Source organism: Bacillus sp. 123MFChir2, assembly GCF_000383235.1.
In the GTDB taxonomy this organism is placed as follows: domain Bacteria; phylum Bacillota; class Bacilli; order Bacillales; family Bacillaceae_G; genus Bacillus_A.
The window spans coordinates 20,446-37,988 of the sequence record NZ_KB910942.1; the positions used below are offsets into that span (position 1 = coordinate 20,446).

Sequence of the window (17,543 nt, forward strand, 5' to 3'; positions counted from 1 at the left end):
AAAAGACAAGTATAGTTCTCATGAAAACCTCTTTTAACTCTCTATTATCATGCACGCTCTTCACTTCTTCCTACCTTCCACGCAAGAAATAAAATCGATCCTGTCACTAAAATTGCTGTTAAAATACCCACAGTGTTCCTCCTCCCTTAACTAGCTTCATATCCACATCTCATTTTGTCATAAACACACTAAATTTTCTATATTTAGGAAATGATATTTTCTGTAAATCTCTATTTCACAATTAATACTCGTACATAAAAGAGGTTGCTAGATAAAACAGGGTAAATCTATATTATTTCTTCTTAAAATTTCTTAAAGGACTCTTATCACTTAATTCGACGAAGAAAGGAAAAAGTAATAAAAAGAGGCAACGTAAAATTTCACTGGAAAAGCGAAAGGTTTCATCTGGAAAATATTGTCTTTTATTACAGTACGGACAATCTTTCCCGTCATTTTTCATAAAAAGTGACCACACATCTTTTGCTTTCCACTTTGTTTTACAATTCGTACAGCGAGTCATAGTACCCCTCCTATTCTTATAATCCACTTTTTGGATTACTGTTTTTAAACTTATAAAACAACCCATTTTTATTTTACGTAAAATAAATACTTTAATAAATGCAACCGTGTAGAAGTCTACAAAGAAAAAAGTACACCACTTTCCAACAAGTGATGTACTAATAATTAAATACTGTGTAACATTGTATAATTATACTGTTTTTATAACTATTAAAATTACAATTGTTTCTGCGATTGTATCCCTTGAATATATGCTACAACTTCAGGATTGACAAGTGAAGATAAATCTCCAAGTTCTCTTCCTAGAAACGCTGCCTTTATAACGCGGCGCATCACTTTTGAATTACGTGTTTTCGGTAAATCTTCGACAACATGAATATCTTTCGGGCACAACGCCTTCCCAATATGAGTGTTTACTAGGCTTAGTAATTCTTTTTTCAGTTCTGATGTAAACAAAGTGCCTTCCCGTAATACAACAAAGCAATGGCATACTTCACCTTTCACTTCATCTGGAACTCCAATTGCTCCGGCTTCGACGACATCATGGTGTTTTACTAGAATGGACTCATACTCCGCAGGTCCAATACGTTTTCCAGCAATATTTAACGTGTCATCAGAGCGACCTGTGATGATGTATTGTTCTCCATCATATAATACCCAATCACCATGCACCCATTTGTTTTCAAAACGGGACCAGTATGTACTTACATAGCGATCGTCTTCTTCCCAGAAGCTTTTCGTCATACCGACCCACGGCTTTTCAAGACATAATTCTCCGACTTCATTTTGAACTGGTGCACCGTTTTCATCTAATACAACAGCGGCCATTCCTGGCAGCGATGCGTTAAAACTAATTGGCGCAATTGGTTTAATGAGGACGTTGCCAAAAATACCACCAGAAATTTCAGTGCCACCTGAGTAGTTACAAATTGGCACTCTTTTTTTGCAAACTGTTTCAAAGAGCCACATCCATGGATCTGGATTCCATGGCTCACCTGTTGAACCGATTACTTCTAAACTTTGCAGGGAATGTTTTTCTACCCACGAATCACCTTTTGCCATTAATGAACGAATTAACGTTGGCGAAATACCGAGGTGCGTTACTTCATAACGATCCACCATTTCCCACAAACGATCTGGTTCTGGAAAATCAGGAACACCTTCATACATTACCATCGTCGCACCGTTAAGAAGTGAACCAAATAGTAAAAACGGTCCCATCATCCAGCCCATATCCGTAATCCATAACACACGGTCACCTTGTTTCACATTCATACCAAAACCAGCATCAAATGCAGCTTTTAGAGGAAATCCTGCGTGCGTATGCACCGTTCCTTTCGGCTTCCCAGTTGTACCAGATGTATAAATAAGCATAAGCGGATCATCACTTTTCATTTCTTCTGCGTGCGTAAATGGTTTATCTTTTTCAAGAACACTCCATGAAATGTCATAATCCTGCGGTGTAAATTTATTACCCGCATGACGAACAATTACGACCTTTTCCACACCCTTGCAATGCTCACATGCTTTGTCTACTTCGTCTTTTAAAGAAACGGTTTTACCGCGGCGAGCAAATCCATCTGCGGTAATAATCATTTTAGATCCCGCTGCTTGTACACGTGTCATCACTGCATCAGAAGCAAATCCTGAGAAAATAGGAGACATGATTGCACCAATTTTCATGACAGCTAACATAGCAACTACTGTTTCTGGAATCATTGGCATGTAAATGGTTACACGATCTCCTTTTTCAATTCCTAAATGTTTTAAGCCATTTGCAACGCGGCTTACCCAATCATCTAACTCTTCATATGTAAATGATTTTGATGTACCGTTTTCACCTTCCCATATAAGAGCCTGCTTTGTTTTCGTATCATCTTCCGCAATCCAACGAGATAGTGCAGATTCAGCAACATTGCAAGTTCCATCGACATACCACTTAGCAAATGGAATACCGTTTGCTAAATCTAACACTTCTGTGTATGGACGCATCCATTGATAACCTACCGCACGCTCTGCTTCTCCCCAAAGCCACGCCGGATCTTCAATAGACTTTTCATAAAATGTTTCATAATCATCAAACCCTAGCGATTGCATCCATTGAAATAAACGCGTATTTGCTTTATATTCCTCGTCCGGAAACCAAACTGCTTGCTTCACGATTTGTCCCTCCTTATTTTTTCGAAAAAGAAGGCCCTTTGGCAGGGCAATCTCACGCATATATAAATCTATTTCGATGGTTCAACATATAAGTCACTACTATACAAAACAAAAGTGACCTGCACTCGTTTTCTCTCTTTGTTTTCATATCGCACGTGGCAGAAAAAGGATCTGACCGCTTCTATGCACGGCCAGACGCTCTCGCCCATCTAAAAAGAAAAGGTTTTTATGATTTTTATACCGGATAAACTGGATGCTTACGATCTGTAAATACTTGATATTTACTCATATACATTTCAAAACGTTGCTTCAATTCAGTGCGTAATTGATTTGGATGAACGATACCATCAATAACCATCTCTGATGCAAGACGATAAATATCAATGTCTTGCTTATACTCTTCACGCTTTTGCGCGATAAAGGCTGGGCGCTCTTCTTCTGGCAGTGCTGCAATTTTATTTGCATACACTGCGTTTACCGCGGCTTCCGGTCCCATTACCGCAATTGAAGCTGTTGGAAGAGCAAGGCAGCAATCAGGTTCAAATGCAGGGCCTGCCATCGCATATAAACCAGCTCCATATGCTTTTCGTACAACGATAGAGATTTTCGGCACAGTTGCTTCACTCATAGCGGAAATCATTTTCGCACCGTGACGAATAATACCAGCTCGCTCTACCTTCGTACCAATCATAAAGCCTGGTACATCAGCTAAGAATAAAAGCGGAATGTGGTAAGCATCGCATAGTGTTATAAATTTCGCTGCTTTATCAGCAGAGTCATGGAATAATACGCCGCCTTTCATACGAGGCTGATTCGCAATAATCCCAATTGGAATACCGTTAATACGCGCAAATCCAGTAATAAGTTCTTGTGCAAATAGCTTTTTCACTTCAAAGAAAGAGTCTTCATCAATTACACGTTTAATTAAATCGTGCATATTAAAAGGTGCATTTTGATTTTCTGGGATAATTTGTTCTAATGTTTTTTCGAATTCTTTCGGTTCTTGAGGTTCTGTCATTGGAGCTTTTTCTAAGTAGTTACTTGGAAAGTAAGAAATATATTGACGTGCTTTTGAAATGGCATCTTCTTCTGTTTTGCAAAGTACATCTCCGCAGCCAGATACAGAGCAATGCATACGTGCTCCGCCCATTTCTTCTAATGTCACTTTTTCACCGATGACCATTTCAGCCATACGAGGCGAACCAAGATACATAGATGCATTTCCTTCTACCATCATTACAACGTCACAAAAGGCTGGAATGTATGCACCGCCTGCAGCAGATGGACCAAATAATAAACAAACTTGCGGTACCTTTCCTGATAATTTTACTTGGTTATAAAAAATGCGCCCTGCTCCGCGTCTTCCTGGGAACATTTCAACTTGATCTGTAATACGAGCACCAGCAGAGTCAACAAGATAAAAGAGTGGTACACGTAATTTTTCAGCTGTTTCTTGAATACGTAAAATTTTTTCTACTGTACGAGAGCCCCATGATCCTGCCTTTACAGTAGAATCATTTGCCATTACACAAACTGTGCGTCCGCTTACTTTACCAGTTGCGGTAACAACCCCATCTGCAGGCAATCCTTCTTGTTCACAGTTTGCAAATAATGCATCTTCTACGTATTCACCGTTATCAAACAAAAGTGCAAGACGCTCACGAACAAATAATTTCCCTTTTGCTGCATTTTGCTCATGATATTTAGGCGCCCCGCCCTGCTTTATCGTTTCTACACGCTCTTCTAATGTACGAGATTGTTGTTTTTGATCTAGCATATTCATTCCCCCTTATAAATCGGCTTCCGTTTTTCGCGAAATGCTTGTAATCCTTCTAAGCGGTCTTTCGTATGAATAACACCTTCGTACGCTTGCTTTTCCATTTGTAAACCTGTCTGCAAGTCAACTTGCATCCCATTTGTAATTGCTTCTTTTGCACGGCAAACTGCAATTGGACCATTCGCTGCAATTTTCTTGGCAATTTCAATTGCTTTTTCTTCTAATTCTTGAGTAGGAGTAACATATTCAACAAGTCCGTATTCCTTTGCTTCTTGGGCTGATATACGTCTTGCTGTATAAATTAATTCCTTTGCGCGTCCCATTCCAATTAAACGCGGAAGACGCTGCGTTCCGCCGGCTCCTGGAATAATCGCAAGCGAAGTTTCTGTTAAACCGAGACTTGCTGTTTCTGAAGCGATGCGAATATCACAAGCAAGGCTTAATTCTGTACCGCCTCCAAGCGCAATTCCATTAATAACTGCAAGTACAGGTTGTGACAATTGTTCTACCATATCCATAGTAGAGCGAATCATTCCTACCGCTTCTCGCACTTGTTCTTCATTCATAGTAGCGCGCTCTTTTAAATCTGCACCTGCACAAAATGCTTTTGTACCTGCCCCTGTAATCATTACGACACGAACATCGTTTTCTTCATTAATACGACTTAGTGTATCTTGTAGTTCTTCTAAAAGAGCGAGTGATAAAGCATTTGCTTGACCTTCACGATTCAATGTGATTTTCACAATATGAGGTGTTACATAATCAACTGAAATATTTTGCAGCTGTAACATAAGATCACCTACTCACAGTTTTATGTTGCAAAGCGCGGTATACATGACTCGGAATCTGCGTACCTAGCTTGCTTTGGATAAATTTTGTTGCTTGTAATAGCTTTTCTTCATTTACATTTGTTTGTACACCCATTTTATGAAGCATGTGAACTAAATCATTTGTTGCGACATTCCCAGATGCGCCTGGTGCATATGGACATCCACCAAGACCACCACATGAGCTATCAAAAGTTGTAATACCGCATTCTAATGACTTTACTACATTCGCAAGTGCCATACCGTACGTGTTATGGAAATGCATCGCGAACTTAGAAGAATCATAATTTGGGAGCAGGCGCTCTAGTACACGCTCTACTTGCACCGGATTTGCCACCCCGATCGTATCCCCAAGCGATACTTCATAAATGCCATATGAAAATAATTTGTTACAAAGTTCATCAACCGTATGAACGTTTACTTCGCCTTCGTATGGGCAACTAAATACAGTCGACACGTAACCACGTACTTTTTTCCCAGCAAATAATGATTGTTTCGTTACCTCTTCAATAACAGAAAGCGCTTCATCAATTGATTTATTAATATTTTTCTTATTATGTGTTTCACTAGCGGATAAAAAGACGTTCACCTCATCTACATCTTGCAGCAGTGCCCGTTCCAAACCATTTTGATTTGGAACGAGAGCTGCATATGTAACATGCGATTTCCGCTCAAGCGCAGTAAACACATCTTGTGCATCGGCTAAAGCAGGAATCCATTTAGGGTGAACGAAAGATGAGACTTCAATATAAGAAAGACCTGCGTCTGCCAACATATGAATCCATTGCACTTTATCTTTTGTACCAACAACTTTCTTTTCATTTTGCAAACCATCACGCGGCCCGACTTCTTTAATAGAAGCAAAAGAAGGTAATTTCAATCGATTGCACCCCATTTCTTACTATTCGATTTCTACTAATACATCTCCCTCATTAACAAAATCGCCTTCTTGCACAAGAATTTTCATAACAGTGCCACCTTCTTCTGCAGCGATTGGAATCTCCATTTTCATAGATTCTAAAATGACGACATCTTGATCTTCCTCTACTGTATCTCCTACACCCACCACAATTTTCCAAACATTTCCTGCCATCGATGCATATACTTTTGTCATCATTTATTTCCCCCTTTACATTTCGTAACCTTTATTTTTTCACAAGCTGCTTCGTTACAAAGCTTGTTGTGTAAATACCACTTTGGAATACTTCATCTTCTAAAACTTGCAGAAGCATCGGCGTATTTGTTTTAATACCCTCTACTTTTAGTTTTCCAAGTGCTGCTTGCAGCTTTTGAATTGCTTCTTCTCGCGTTTCCCCATGTGCAATTACCTTTGCAATCATCGGATCATAAAACGGTGTAATTGCTACACCATCCTCTAGGAAATGATCAATGCGCACTGATGTCGGAAGAGACAGGGAGGTAATTTTCCCTGGTGATGGGAAAAATGTTTTTGGATCTTCAGCATAAATGCGTGCTTCAATGGCATGACCACTACGTTTTACTTCATTCTGTGTAAACGAAAGGGTTTCGCCTGATGCAATTCGCAATTGCTGCTCAACTAAATCAAGACCAGTAATTTCTTCTGTTACCGGATGTTCTACTTGTAATCTCGTATTCATTTCTAAGAAATAGAAATTTTTCTCATCATCAACAAGAAATTCAATCGTTCCTGCATTTGTATAACCGAGCGCTTTCGCCGCTTTTACTGCAACCTCCCCCATTGCTTTGCGTGTTGCCTCATCTAAAAATGGAGACGGAGCCTCTTCAATTACTTTTTGATTACGGCGCTGCACTGAACATTCACGTTCCCACAAATACACCGTATTACCTTGTTTATCAGCAAGAACTTGAATCTCAATATGATGCGCGTTTGTAATCAATCGTTCCATATACATTTCTCCATTGCCGAAGAAATTTTTAGCACGCGTTTGATTACTTTCAAACGCTTGAGTGAGCGCTTGTTCAGTTTCGATCACTTGCATACCAATACCGCCGCCGCCAGCAGATGCCTTTAACATAAGTGGATAGCCAATTTGACCTGCAATTTCTTTTGCTTCTTCAACTGTCGGAATGCTTGATGAAATACCAGGTACAATCGGAACTTCAGCCGCTAACATTGCTTTGCGAGACTCAATTTTGCTTCCCATCTTTGCAATGACATCTTTTGAAGGACCGATAAAGACAATGCCTTCTTCTTCACAACGAGCTGCAAATGTTGTGTTTTCTGACAACAATCCGTAACCTGGATGAATTGCCTCTGCTTTTGTTTCTTTGGCAATTTCAATAATTTTTTCGAGATTTAGATAACTATCTTGAACGCGTGGTCCACCGACAGGATACGCTTCGCTTGCCATCTTCACATGAAGGGCAGACTCATCAGCTTCTGAATAAATTGCTACAGTTTGAATCCCCAGTTTTTCACACGTTTTTATAATACGAACAGCAATTTCACCGCGGTTAGCAATTAATATTTTCCGAAACATAGTGAACCCTCCCTTTAGCGACATCCTAAATGTCTTGAAATAACGAGACGTTGAATTTCAGAAGTACCTTCACCAATTTCTAGTAGCTTTGCATCACGAATATGACGCTCTACTTCATACTCACGCATATATCCATAACCGCCATGAATTTGCACCGCTTGGTTAGATACACGGCTTGCTGTTTCAGATGCAAAAAGTTTTGCCATCGCAGCTTCTTTTCCAAATGGTTTATCATTATCTTTTAGCCAAGCAGCCTTATGCACCATATTGCGTGCTAATTCAATTTCTGTTGCCATATCTGCTAATTTAAATTGAATTGCTTGAAAGTTTGATAGAGAACGACCAAATTGTTTACGCTCTTTCGCATATTGCAGTGCACGCTCAAATGCAGATTGAGCGATTCCTACTGCTAATGCAGCAATCGAAATACGACCACCATCTAACGTATATAAAAATTGTTTAAATCCTTTATTTACATCCCCAAGAATATTTTCTTTTGGTACACGAACACCATCTAAAACTATTTCACATGTATTGGAAGCACGAACGCCCATTTTATCGTATGGACTAGAAATTGTTAATCCTTCGCTATTTGTCGGAACGATAAAAGCAGAGATTCGTTTTTTACCACTTTCCTCCACGCCATTGATAGCGGTTACAATGATTGTATTTGCATACTCAGCGTTTGTAATCCAGCACTTCTCGCCGCTAATGACATATTCATCTCCATCCAATACCGCTTTCGTTTGTGTACCACCAGCATCAGACCCAGCATTTGGCTCCGTTAATCCGAATGCACCAAGTGTCTTTCCAGATGCCATTGGAACTAAATATTTTTGTTTTTGTTCTTCTGTACCAAAATAATAAATAGGAGAAGCACCAAGTGAAATTGTTGCCGCATAACTTAACCCTGTGCCACCACAAGCACGGCCAACTTCTTCAACTGCTAGTGCGTACGATAACGTATCGCCGCCAGAACCACCGTATTCTTCAGGGAATGGGATTCCTAACAAACCAAGTTCGCCCATCTTTTGAAACGTTTCATATGGGAATTCTGCCGTTTTATCGTAATACACAGCCTTCGGAGCGATTTCCTTTTCAGCAAAGTCGCGCACCATTTCTTTGATCATTTGTTTTTCTCTAGTAAGAGTAAATTCCATTTGTCACACCCCTTATCGAATTCGTTATTTCGACAGCGTGCGCGTATATAGTACAAACATTACTCTAAAAAAGAATGAATAGTAGTAAGATAATTGCTACAATTCTGTCACAATTTAATTGTAAAACAGAATTTGTACTAATGCACAAAAAAATTCCTACATTGTTCTACAACAACATAGGAATAAAAAAGTCGAATTATGCGGTTTTTTGTTTAATAATCCCGACCTTTTCCAGAATCTGTGATTTCTACTAACATTTCTGGATATGGTTCAAAATATGTTTGTCTCAGTAAATATGTTTCTTCAAATCGGATTGCCCATGATTTTAAAATAATCAGTAAACTGCTTAATGGTATTTTCTTTTCCGCATACTTACTGAGTAAAGAAAGAAAATGATCTTTTTCTTCTTTCTTCAATTTATTTTTAAAATACCCGAAAATATGCTGACATACGTTGATATTTGATGTATACCGCGGTGTACGATTTAACAATACGTACAATATCTCCTCATATTTTGCAAACACTTCATCAATCGAATGCTTTTCCTTATTCGCGATGATACGCCCTAATTCTTTTTGCTTCGTTTGATTATATGCCATGAATAAATACTTTTGATCAGACTGAAATTCAATTAATGCTTTCATGTTCTTATTTTTCTTCAGTGTTTTAAAATGCGCAATTGTAAATAGTTGCGTCAAAAAATGTTCGCGGATGATAAAATTCGACAACCTTCCTTCTTCCTCAATTGCTAAATGTGAAAATCCCGCTAAAACTGCACTACCAAATAACCCGGCTCCCTTGCCTTTTGTGGGTGCCTTTCCTAATCCAGCATATATTTTCACATCACGCGTTCCGCAGCTTGGCGACCTATTTTTCAATATAAAACCATCCACATCCGGTAGAGAAGATAAAAATACATTTGAAAATTGCTGCATTTTCTCCGTTAAATCAGCACCTGTTGATGGTTGCACTAATTTTTGTGTTCCATCATGTTCCACAATACGAATCGTTTCTCTTGGAATACCAAGTCCAATCTCCACTTCTGGACAAACTGGAATGAATTCTACATATGGCTGTAAATTACGTACTGTTGCATCGGAAAGCTTATCGCCGTTATAACGACATGCTTCAAATTCTAAACATTTACTTACGACAACTGTTGGTTTTACAAATTGCCTCATATGATTACCTCCGAGGTGTTAGCCCGTATAAAATGAATTGAACGGTAGATTCGATCTCTGCCTCATCATCCCATTGTTCTTCTGGTAATAATAAAAAACGAGTTAAAATTAAGCCAATAACAGCTGATAAAGTGAATCGTAATACTGCTGGTGTTGGGAGTTCAATAATTTGTCCTTGTTTCTGAAAGTGATTCACAATGTTTTCAAAACGAGAGTAAATTTCCTTTGCGAGTAACTGCTGGATTTCATCTTTCAATTCAGGTTGAAACGGTACTTCTTGAATTAAAATTTTCAGCATTGGAAAATGTTTTCTCGCAAATTCAAAGCGATTTCGGATCATCGTACGTAAGAAATTTTCATATGAATCATACGTATTTTCAAATATTTCTTTCGCGAAAGTTTGCACGAAGAACGGAGCAGCAAACTTCGTTAACGTTGGCATCACAACAGCAAACAACAAATCTTTTTTCGTTTTATAATAGCGGAAAATCGTTCCTTCTGCTACACCAGCACGCTTCGCAATTTCGCTTGTTGAAGTTGCCGAATATCCTTTTTCACTAAACATGTCTACTGCCGCTTCTAAAATGCGCATCTGCCGTTCATTGCGCTTATCTGTTCCTGTTGCGGCAATTAGTTCTTCTAGCCAATCCTCTTTCATAACATACTCCTTTTTTCTTTCCATTATATTCTTCTATGCTTCTTCAAAGCAAACACGTTACCTAATGTAAATACAATCGCAAATAATAATAAAACACCAAGATCGCCAGCAATTTCGCTAAATCCTTGATTTCGAATCATAACTTGTCGCATCGCATCTGCACCGTATGTTAATGGAAATAACTTTCCTAATAGTTGTAACCACTTATTCATAGACTCAATCGGAAATAAACCAGAAAAGAAAATTTGCGGTACGATAACTAATGGGATAAACTGAATCATTTGAAATTCATTGTTTGCATAAGCCGATAAAAATGTTCCAAGCGTTAACGCTGTTAATGAAAGCATGCATGTAATGAGTAGCGTGAGCCAAGGTGAACCCGCAACATATAAATCAAGAACATACACAGAAAAACTAACAATTAGTACGGATTGGAAAAACGCAAAGATGCCAAATCCAATTATATAACCCGCAACAATTTCCCAGCGCCGAATTGGAGTTGATAATAAACGTTCCAATGTACCGCTTAAACGCTCCCTTACAAATGAAACACCTGATAAAATAAAGACAAAGAAAAATGTGAAGAAACCAATCAATACCGGCCCTAATCCATCAAACATCGTAAAATCAGCCGAGCCGTGTAAATAAGAAATATCCGGTTTCATCACTGCCGATTCTGATTTTTCCATACTCTTTTGCATAACTTGCATAACCGCACGATTTTTTGATGAATCACTGCCTTCTAACGTTACTTTCATCTTTCCATGCTCCACAGCAACGATTGCATCAATTACTTGACCTTCTAATTTACCTTGTGTCTTTTCTTTATCGTACTCATAAAAAGAAGCATCTTGTTTTTTCATTGCATCTACAATTGGTGCCGGCACATCAACTAAAGCAATATGAGGCTTGTAGTCTTTTTGTGTAAATACAAGTGAAAGCAGCCAAAGAAGTAGCATCGGTGCTCCGAACATAAGTGCAAGCGACCGTTTATCTCGGAAAAACTGACGAATAATACGGATAACAACTCCAAATACTCTCATCGTTCCACCGCTCCTTCCAGTAAAAAGACATCCTCAATGCGTCCAGATGTCGTTCTCTCTTTTAATTCAACAGGAGAACCAGTTGCGATTAACTTCCCTTCACGAATTAAACCGAGACGTTCACAAAACTCTGCCTCATCCATAATGTGCGTTGTCACTATAATGGTTGTTCCTTGTTTTTTTAGCTCATAAAACTTACCCCAAATTGATTTTCGTAAAACAGGATCAATCCCCACAGTCGGTTCATCTAAAATGAGAAGCTTTGGTTCATGTAAAAGTGACATAGCAAGTGATAAGCGTTTCTTCATTCCACCTGAAAAATGTTGCACTTGCTTTTTGGCATCATCAGATAATTGTACAAGCTCAAATACTTCAAATATACGTTCTCTCTTTTGTTTTCCCTTTAATCCATACATTGTCGCGATAAAATCAGCATTTTCATAAGCAGATAACTCCTCGTACAATGCGTCAGCTTGCGCCATATATCCAATATGTTTCATGCCATTCAAATTCGGCATAACTGTTTGCAGTGCCGTTACTTCTCCTGATGTCGCTTCGCTAATACCAGCGATCATCTTAATAAGAGTCGTCTTCCCAGACCCCGAAGGGCCAACTAAACCAAAAATTTCAGCTTCGCGGACAGAAAATGAAATATCTTGAATCACTTGTTTCTTTCCAAAATACTTTGAAACACCTTTAAGCGATACTGCCTCATTTTTTAGAGACATAAATTTCCCTCCTCTTCACATTTGTGAGTGAGTACTCACTTTTATTTTAAACTGTTATTCATGTATGTCAAATGATTCTTTTGATTGTTCGTTACAAACACTGCTTCAACCCAAGTAGTAACAGTGCTGCCTTTTTTATTCATATTTTACTTATTTGTTAATAAAATATGAAAGTCATTTCCCTTAAAAGAAATTATGAGAAAGGAATGATCAATTGATGAAGGCAGGCAATCAAAAGGTCGACACAATACCGGGGATGCAGCTCTTTGATGGAGAAAAGCTGCTCGTAATTATTACCATGCTTGGCTTTATGCTTGCAGTTAGTATTGCTGTATATATTGAACTATACGGGGCAATCATTTTTCCAGAAGGCGACTTGGAGCGAGCGTTTTCTTTTAATGCCGCGATCGCATTATTTATTTTGTCCATAGCAGCCATTTTACCGATAGCAGGGCTGAGTTCCCGCAAACGGGCAGCTATTCGTTGGACTTTCGCACTGACAACTCTATATGCCTACGCCGTCGAAACGATCCAGCATTTTCGCGGGATTAATCCACGGTTTACGCGCGCTGGCTCTGCTATTGATTCGATTGCTGGCACTTTGTTCGGGCTTGATTCACTATTGATCATCATCGTGACTGTACTGCTTGCCATCCCGTTTTATCGCAAAAGACAGACGAATGAACGTCCGCTGTTAGTATTGGGCATCCGCTATGCACTTTTCTCGGCCATTATTGCCTTTATCTCAGGAATATGGATGATCGCGCTGCAAAGCCGATATACGGGCGAGGCAGGAAACTTAATTGTCCTTCATGGACTCAGCTTTCATGCTTTGCAGGCACTAGCATTGTTAGGATGGGTATCGGAGCGGGCATATACATGTAGTAGGCATGCCCTGCGGCGAATTCATTTTGGAAGTTTCTCCTGGACGCTTTCTATCATGCTGATTGGTTTACAAACCACTCTCGGACGTTCCGTTTTTGAACTGACAGTGCTGCCGGTTCTTTCCGGCGCCATGCTGCTCATTTGGTTTGCCATATTCGTTTCCGCTGTATTAAAATTGCTGAGACCGAAACCGATATCTGCCAATCCATCATCGCATAGAAATTAAAATAATATTTTCCTGGAGAGGAGAATTGTAACGATGTATGAAAAGCTGTTTTCTCTTGCAGGCATAGCTATACTGCTCTGGCTTCTTCTAATACTGTTGCCGACGTGGCGAGTCACAAGGTTTCTCGCGAGCATAGCCATTTTCCCTATGTATCTTGCTGCACTTTATGCTACTGGAATCATCATGGTTATCGTAAGTTCAGGCTTTGGATTCGTTCAAGATTTCGGGTCGGCGGAAGGTGTCATCCGACTGTTGTCCAAACCGGACTTTGCCTTACTCGCCTGGATTCATTTACTTTGTTTCGATCAGGCGATCGGCCATTACGTTTATAGGGATAACATGGAACATCGGTATGTATCTATACCCTTGCAATCTATACTCTTATTCCTTATCCTAATGTTCGGCCCGCTTGGGTTGTTATGTTATCTTGTGCTACGGCAGGTAAGGAAACGGAACAAGGTAACTTTATAAAACTAAGTAAGCTATCGAAAATATAACGTTCTTTTTGAGATTTTTATAAGTAGAAATATTATAAGGAGATATTTTTAACAAATATATCTAAAACATCAAAAGAGATAGTCCCTAAAAAATTCACATAATGTAAGGAGGAATAAAAATGGACTCTAAACAGAAAGACTATAATGTTGAATATCAATGTCCTAAAGGAGTTGTATATTACAAAAAAGTACAAGCGAGTGATGTTAAAGAAGCAAAACAACAAATATTAGCTCAACAACCTGACATGAAAATTAGGGCTGTTAACCTTATTGATTCTGAATAAACGAAAATAGCTAGAGTTGAAATATATAACTACTACGAGCTCTAGCTATTTTTGCTCCATTCACATAACTAATGTTAGCGGAAGTTAATCATACTATTTTTCAACTTGCTTTATAAACGCAGATACGTTTCCTAGACAACAAGATCCTTGAGGATTATTTACTTCGCATCTTTAATATGCATCGATATCTCTTGTACAGCTTGGCTCTTACCAGTTTGCTTTATTTCTTCACGAATACGTGCTCGTGTCCAATTAAAACAGTAACAAGCAGGCACATCTTCTTCTATATCTTTTTGAAAAAGAGGAACTTTAAGATCGTTTTTGATAAATACTTGCTGTTCTTCATTAAAGTACACTACATTACATTCTTGCTCTGCACAAAAATAATATGTTTTATCATTTTGATGTAAATATAGTTGTTTCATCCCAGAAGAATCACGTAAATAAAAATAGACTCTGTTTACACAAAGTCTATTATGGATAATTATTTTTTTTGGAAAATCATCTTGAAAATATCTCTCTATTAACATGAAATAATAATATACATACGCTCTTTATCTTACTAATCCATACTCTCTTCTTTTAAAGAGTTTCATTCTTATCTTATTTCGTTACAGGCGGCAATGCTGAATATTCCTGATCTTTTGCAGTCAATGTTTCTTGTTTTTTTAACATAAATAACTTATCGCCAACTCCGTAGCATTTCCCTTCATCAGTTAACCAAATAAAACGAAGAGCTACTTTCGCAGTTTCTCCTTCAAAATTTGGCAAATCCACTACATGATCCAAATATAATATAGGGTCTTGATAAGGATGCTCATTTTGATAAGGTTGTTTCCAGGTATATGTATTTCCTTTTTCATCTTTTAACTTCCCTAAAATAAAAACTGGCCACGGGTTTTTCCTACTAAAAGAAGCAGCCATTTTATATTTACTAGGGAGTGGACTTATTTCTACTGTTTCGTTTGCGAAAGCTTGATCAATATCAATATCATTTGTTTGAATTTGTCCTTTATAAAGTTCTCCTTTTTTCGATTGATTCCAAAATACTTCTTTAAATAAACTACGATGAGTTTCTGTTGGTAATACAACGGTATGGCGCTCTTTCTTTGTTTTCTTCGAAATGTCTGTGATATCAAGTCCAGGGTCTGGCGCTTCTTCATCCATACTGATTTGTCTGTCGTTTTGATTTTCTCCAAATAACTTTTTAGCTTTTTGAGTAGGTTCTTCTGCATTCACTAATGAAATCGCTGATATAGAAATAACGGCAGTAAGCCCCAATAGCGACCAACGATACGATTTTTTTTGAAATTGTTTAATCATCACAATTCTCCTTTTTAGTGCTAGCTTGTTCCTTGTTAAATTTGCTAAGCTAGGAATCTGATAACGATCTGAATAGTCTTCTAATAGATTGATAATTGTATACCCATAATTAATTCTCTGTTTAAAATCGATATATGTAAGTGCAAGTGCATCGCATGCAATTTCTTGATCTTCGCGCATTCGGTAATATGCATACCAAAGAATTGGATTAAACCAATGCAAAATAAGTAAACTATTCATCAAGCAATTCATGCCAACGTCTTTTCGTTTCACATGTGCTAATTCATGATAGAAAATAAAACGTAGTTGATCATCATCTAGCATTCTCATATGATTTTCAGATAGCAAGATTCTCGGTTTTATAAACCCAAGAACTGTTGGACTTGAGATGTTACCAGATACAACTATAGGAATATTTCGTTTAATAGACATTGTACGTTTACAATGCTCCAAAAGATTGATAATTCTTTTCTCAGTAATAAGTGGTTGTTTCTTTATATACATATAGACACGCTTGTTTAATACAATCATAAAAATTCCAAAACAAACAACGCCAAACAACCACACATATAGTACAATTTTGTAAACTGAACTGTAATTTTTATGGTGCGATTTTGATTGGGTAAATGATCCTTTTCCCCTTTCAATAGTGACTGCTTTACCGGAAACGTTTGTCTTTTCATAATTCACAGTAGAAACATTGACAGTAGGAGGAATCTCACGATTAGGTAAGAAGATGTTATATATACTGTACGAGCTTTCAGGTGCAGACGGTAAAAGTAACCGAAAAATAACAATAATCCATACTATATACTGCCATCTCGGCGTTAACTTGTTTTTAAGCACAAGTTTAATAAATAAAATGATTCCAACTAAAATACTAGCCATTAATGAAGATTCAAGTATCCAATTGAAAACTTGCGTAAGTTGACTATTTAAGATTTCTACACTCATCGTTCTTTTCTTTGCTCAGCTTCACTTTTATCATCAAGAATACGTTTAAATTCATTAATTTCTTCTTGTGAAAGCTTTTCTTCCTTTAAAAAGTTTACAAGCAATGGTTTCATTGCTGCACCATAAAAACGTTTAAGAAATGACTTTGTTTCTACTTGCAAATAATGATCTTGAGAAACTAAAGGAGTATATGTATACATTTTTCCGATTTCTTGATGAGCTGATATTGCTTCTTTTTGCGCTAATCTGTTAATCAACGTTCGAATTGTTTTTGGACTCCAATCCATTTTTCCTTCAAGGGCTTTAATAATTTCATTTGCTGTTTGAGGCGCTTTTGACCAAAGAACTTTCATTATTTCCAACTCAGCTTCAGATATTTTAGGAATTTCTTTCATATTTATGCTTTCTCCTTTCCGATATTACAAATGTAGTCTAATGAATATATTACATTTGTAGTCTAATATTGTCAACCATATTTTAGGCATGAAAACAAGTGCAATTTTCATATTAAAATTGCACTTGTTTAACATAAAAACTTTTTCAACAACGAAAAAATAACAAATTATAATTAGCTACGTTTTTGTCTCTTATTTGATGAAGGAACTTTAGCGGAACCCGTTTCGCTCGTAGTCGTTCCTTGACCTTCAACTTGAGAAGAGCCAAGACCTGCTCTTGAAGGATTCTGTTTAATTTTTCGACCCATTTTGCTCACCTCCAACGTTACTTTTTGCTTTGAGACGTGAAACTATACAGAGCAAAGGAAAAGATCCCCAACATTGGTTGTATATTTAAAGTAAGCTATTTCTTTATAATTTGAATTCAACTGAAACTGGAGGGA

The 17,543-nt window shown here is 37.8% G+C and carries 19 protein-coding genes; 3 read left to right on the top strand and 16 right to left on the bottom strand.

The genetic code is table 11. The features are described 5' to 3' along the window. Positions 1–292: 292 nt before the first annotated feature. The 12 genes from H280_RS26460 to H280_RS0111700 form a co-directional block, all read right to left on the bottom strand. On the bottom strand, positions 293–520 hold the full coding sequence (locus H280_RS26460; RefSeq protein WP_020061304.1) for a hypothetical protein: 228 nt from the start codon (positions 518–520) through the stop codon (positions 293–295). Between the two features lie 215 nt (positions 521–735). Next, positions 736–2,679: an AMP-binding protein gene (locus tag H280_RS0111650; protein WP_020061305.1), complete on the bottom strand. Its 1,944-nt coding sequence runs from the start codon at positions 2,677–2,679 to the stop codon at positions 736–738. A gap of 235 nt (positions 2,680–2,914) precedes the next feature. Next, positions 2,915–4,456 (bottom strand): acyl-CoA carboxylase subunit beta, encoded by a 1,542-nt coding sequence (locus tag H280_RS0111655; protein ID WP_020061306.1) that lies wholly within the window; start codon positions 4,454–4,456, stop codon positions 2,915–2,917. A 2-nt stretch (positions 4,457–4,458) separates the two neighbouring features. Further along, positions 4,459–5,247: an enoyl-CoA hydratase gene (locus tag H280_RS0111660; protein ID WP_020061307.1), complete on the bottom strand. Its 789-nt coding sequence runs from the start codon at positions 5,245–5,247 to the stop codon at positions 4,459–4,461. Positions 5,248–5,251: 4 nt separating this feature from the next. Next, on the bottom strand, positions 5,252–6,163 hold the full coding sequence (locus H280_RS0111665) for a hydroxymethylglutaryl-CoA lyase (RefSeq protein WP_020061308.1): 912 nt from the start codon (positions 6,161–6,163) through the stop codon (positions 5,252–5,254). A 21-nt stretch (positions 6,164–6,184) separates the two neighbouring features. Next, entirely contained in the window at positions 6,185–6,400 is a 216-nt protein-coding gene (locus H280_RS0111670) for an acetyl-CoA carboxylase biotin carboxyl carrier protein subunit (RefSeq protein ID WP_020061309.1), read from the bottom strand. A 28-nt stretch (positions 6,401–6,428) separates the two neighbouring features. Next, positions 6,429–7,766 (bottom strand): acetyl-CoA carboxylase biotin carboxylase subunit, encoded by a 1,338-nt coding sequence (locus tag H280_RS0111675; protein ID WP_020061310.1) that lies wholly within the window; start codon positions 7,764–7,766, stop codon positions 6,429–6,431. A gap of 14 nt (positions 7,767–7,780) precedes the next feature. Beyond that, positions 7,781–8,926, bottom strand: a complete 1,146-nt coding sequence (locus tag H280_RS0111680) for an acyl-CoA dehydrogenase (protein ID WP_020061311.1) — start codon at positions 8,924–8,926, stop codon at positions 7,781–7,783. Positions 8,927–9,138: 212 nt separating this feature from the next. Further along, positions 9,139–10,107 carry a YbgA family protein gene (locus H280_RS0111685; RefSeq protein WP_020061312.1) on the bottom strand — a complete coding sequence of 323 codons (969 nt, stop codon included), beginning with the start codon at positions 10,105–10,107 and terminating at the stop codon, positions 9,139–9,141. Between the two features lie 4 nt (positions 10,108–10,111). Next, positions 10,112–10,765, bottom strand: coding sequence for a TetR/AcrR family transcriptional regulator (locus H280_RS0111690; RefSeq protein WP_028411205.1), 654 nt, complete (start codon positions 10,763–10,765; stop codon positions 10,112–10,114). A 23-nt stretch (positions 10,766–10,788) separates the two neighbouring features. Beyond that, positions 10,789–11,808: an ABC transporter permease gene (locus tag H280_RS0111695; protein ID WP_020061314.1), complete on the bottom strand. Its 1,020-nt coding sequence runs from the start codon at positions 11,806–11,808 to the stop codon at positions 10,789–10,791. Next, on the bottom strand, positions 11,805–12,536 hold the full coding sequence (locus H280_RS0111700) for an ABC transporter ATP-binding protein (protein WP_020061315.1): 732 nt from the start codon (positions 12,534–12,536) through the stop codon (positions 11,805–11,807). Before H280_RS0111700 ends, H280_RS0111695 begins: the two co-directional genes overlap by 4 nt. A gap of 217 nt (positions 12,537–12,753) precedes the next feature. Here H280_RS0111700 and H280_RS0111705 point away from each other — a divergent pair, with 217 nt between their 5' ends. The 3 genes from H280_RS0111705 (at position 12,754) to H280_RS26120 (ending at position 14,428) form a co-directional block, all read left to right on the top strand. Then, complete coding sequence (locus H280_RS0111705) at positions 12,754–13,647, top strand: hypothetical protein (protein ID WP_020061316.1); 894 nt, start codon at positions 12,754–12,756, stop codon at positions 13,645–13,647. A gap of 33 nt (positions 13,648–13,680) precedes the next feature. Continuing rightward, entirely contained in the window at positions 13,681–14,118 is a 438-nt protein-coding gene (locus H280_RS0111710; protein ID WP_020061317.1) for an ABA4-like family protein, read from the top strand. 145 nt (positions 14,119–14,263) lie between these two features. Next, entirely contained in the window at positions 14,264–14,428 is a 165-nt protein-coding gene (locus H280_RS26120) for a hypothetical protein (RefSeq protein WP_020061318.1), read from the top strand. Positions 14,429–14,586: 158 nt separating this feature from the next. Here H280_RS26120 and H280_RS24430 read toward each other — a convergent pair whose 3' ends face one another. The 4 genes from H280_RS24430 to H280_RS25040 form a co-directional block, all read right to left on the bottom strand. Then, the gene (locus H280_RS24430; RefSeq protein ID WP_155894999.1) at positions 14,587–14,853 is read right to left on the bottom strand and encodes a hypothetical protein; all 267 of its coding nucleotides are present in this window, start codon (positions 14,851–14,853) and stop codon (positions 14,587–14,589) included. A 178-nt stretch (positions 14,854–15,031) separates the two neighbouring features. Further along, positions 15,032–16,705 (bottom strand): M56 family metallopeptidase, encoded by a 1,674-nt coding sequence (locus H280_RS24435; protein WP_020061320.1) that lies wholly within the window; start codon positions 16,703–16,705, stop codon positions 15,032–15,034. Continuing rightward, positions 16,702–17,100, bottom strand: coding sequence for a BlaI/MecI/CopY family transcriptional regulator (locus H280_RS0111730; RefSeq protein WP_020061321.1), 399 nt, complete (start codon positions 17,098–17,100; stop codon positions 16,702–16,704). Before H280_RS0111730 ends, H280_RS24435 begins: the two co-directional genes overlap by 4 nt. A 173-nt stretch (positions 17,101–17,273) precedes the next feature. Continuing rightward, entirely contained in the window at positions 17,274–17,408 is a 135-nt protein-coding gene (locus H280_RS25040; RefSeq protein WP_020061322.1) for a YuzL family protein, read from the bottom strand. Between the last annotated feature and the right edge of the window lie 135 nt (positions 17,409–17,543).

Bases quoted from the DNA above. Each gene is read 5' to 3' on its own strand.
- H280_RS26460 (WP_020061304.1), bottom strand. From the start codon at position 520: ATGACTCGCTGTACGAATTGTAAAACAAAGTGGAAAGCAAAAGATGTG.
- H280_RS0111655 (WP_020061306.1), bottom strand. From the start codon at position 4,456: ATGCTAGATCAAAAACAACAATCTCGTACATTAGAAGAGCGTGTAGAA.
- H280_RS0111660 (WP_020061307.1), bottom strand. From the start codon at position 5,247: ATGTTACAGCTGCAAAATATTTCAGTTGATTATGTAACACCTCATATT.
- H280_RS0111670 (WP_020061309.1), bottom strand. From the start codon at position 6,400: ATGATGACAAAAGTATATGCATCGATGGCAGGAAATGTTTGGAAAATT.
- H280_RS0111675 (WP_020061310.1), bottom strand. From the start codon at position 7,766: ATGTTTCGGAAAATATTAATTGCTAACCGCGGTGAAATTGCTGTTCGT.
- H280_RS0111680 (WP_020061311.1), bottom strand. From the start codon at position 8,926: ATGGAATTTACTCTTACTAGAGAAAAACAAATGATCAAAGAAATGGTG.
- H280_RS0111685 (WP_020061312.1), bottom strand. From the start codon at position 10,107: ATGAGGCAATTTGTAAAACCAACAGTTGTCGTAAGTAAATGTTTAGAA.
- H280_RS0111690 (WP_028411205.1), bottom strand. From the start codon at position 10,765: ATGAAAGAGGATTGGCTAGAAGAACTAATTGCCGCAACAGGAACAGAT.
- H280_RS0111695 (WP_020061314.1), bottom strand. From the start codon at position 11,808: ATGAGAGTATTTGGAGTTGTTATCCGTATTATTCGTCAGTTTTTCCGA.
- H280_RS0111700 (WP_020061315.1), bottom strand. From the start codon at position 12,536: ATGTCTCTAAAAAATGAGGCAGTATCGCTTAAAGGTGTTTCAAAGTAT.
- H280_RS0111705 (WP_020061316.1), top strand. From the start codon at position 12,754: ATGAAGGCAGGCAATCAAAAGGTCGACACAATACCGGGGATGCAGCTC.
- H280_RS0111710 (WP_020061317.1), top strand. From the start codon at position 13,681: ATGTATGAAAAGCTGTTTTCTCTTGCAGGCATAGCTATACTGCTCTGG.
- H280_RS26120 (WP_020061318.1), top strand. From the start codon at position 14,264: ATGGACTCTAAACAGAAAGACTATAATGTTGAATATCAATGTCCTAAA.
- H280_RS24430 (WP_155894999.1), bottom strand. From the start codon at position 14,853: ATGAAACAACTATATTTACATCAAAATGATAAAACATATTATTTTTGT.
- H280_RS24435 (WP_020061320.1), bottom strand. From the start codon at position 16,705: ATGAGTGTAGAAATCTTAAATAGTCAACTTACGCAAGTTTTCAATTGG.
- H280_RS0111730 (WP_020061321.1), bottom strand. From the start codon at position 17,100: ATGAAAGAAATTCCTAAAATATCTGAAGCTGAGTTGGAAATAATGAAA.
- H280_RS25040 (WP_020061322.1), bottom strand. From the start codon at position 17,408: ATGGGTCGAAAAATTAAACAGAATCCTTCAAGAGCAGGTCTTGGCTCT.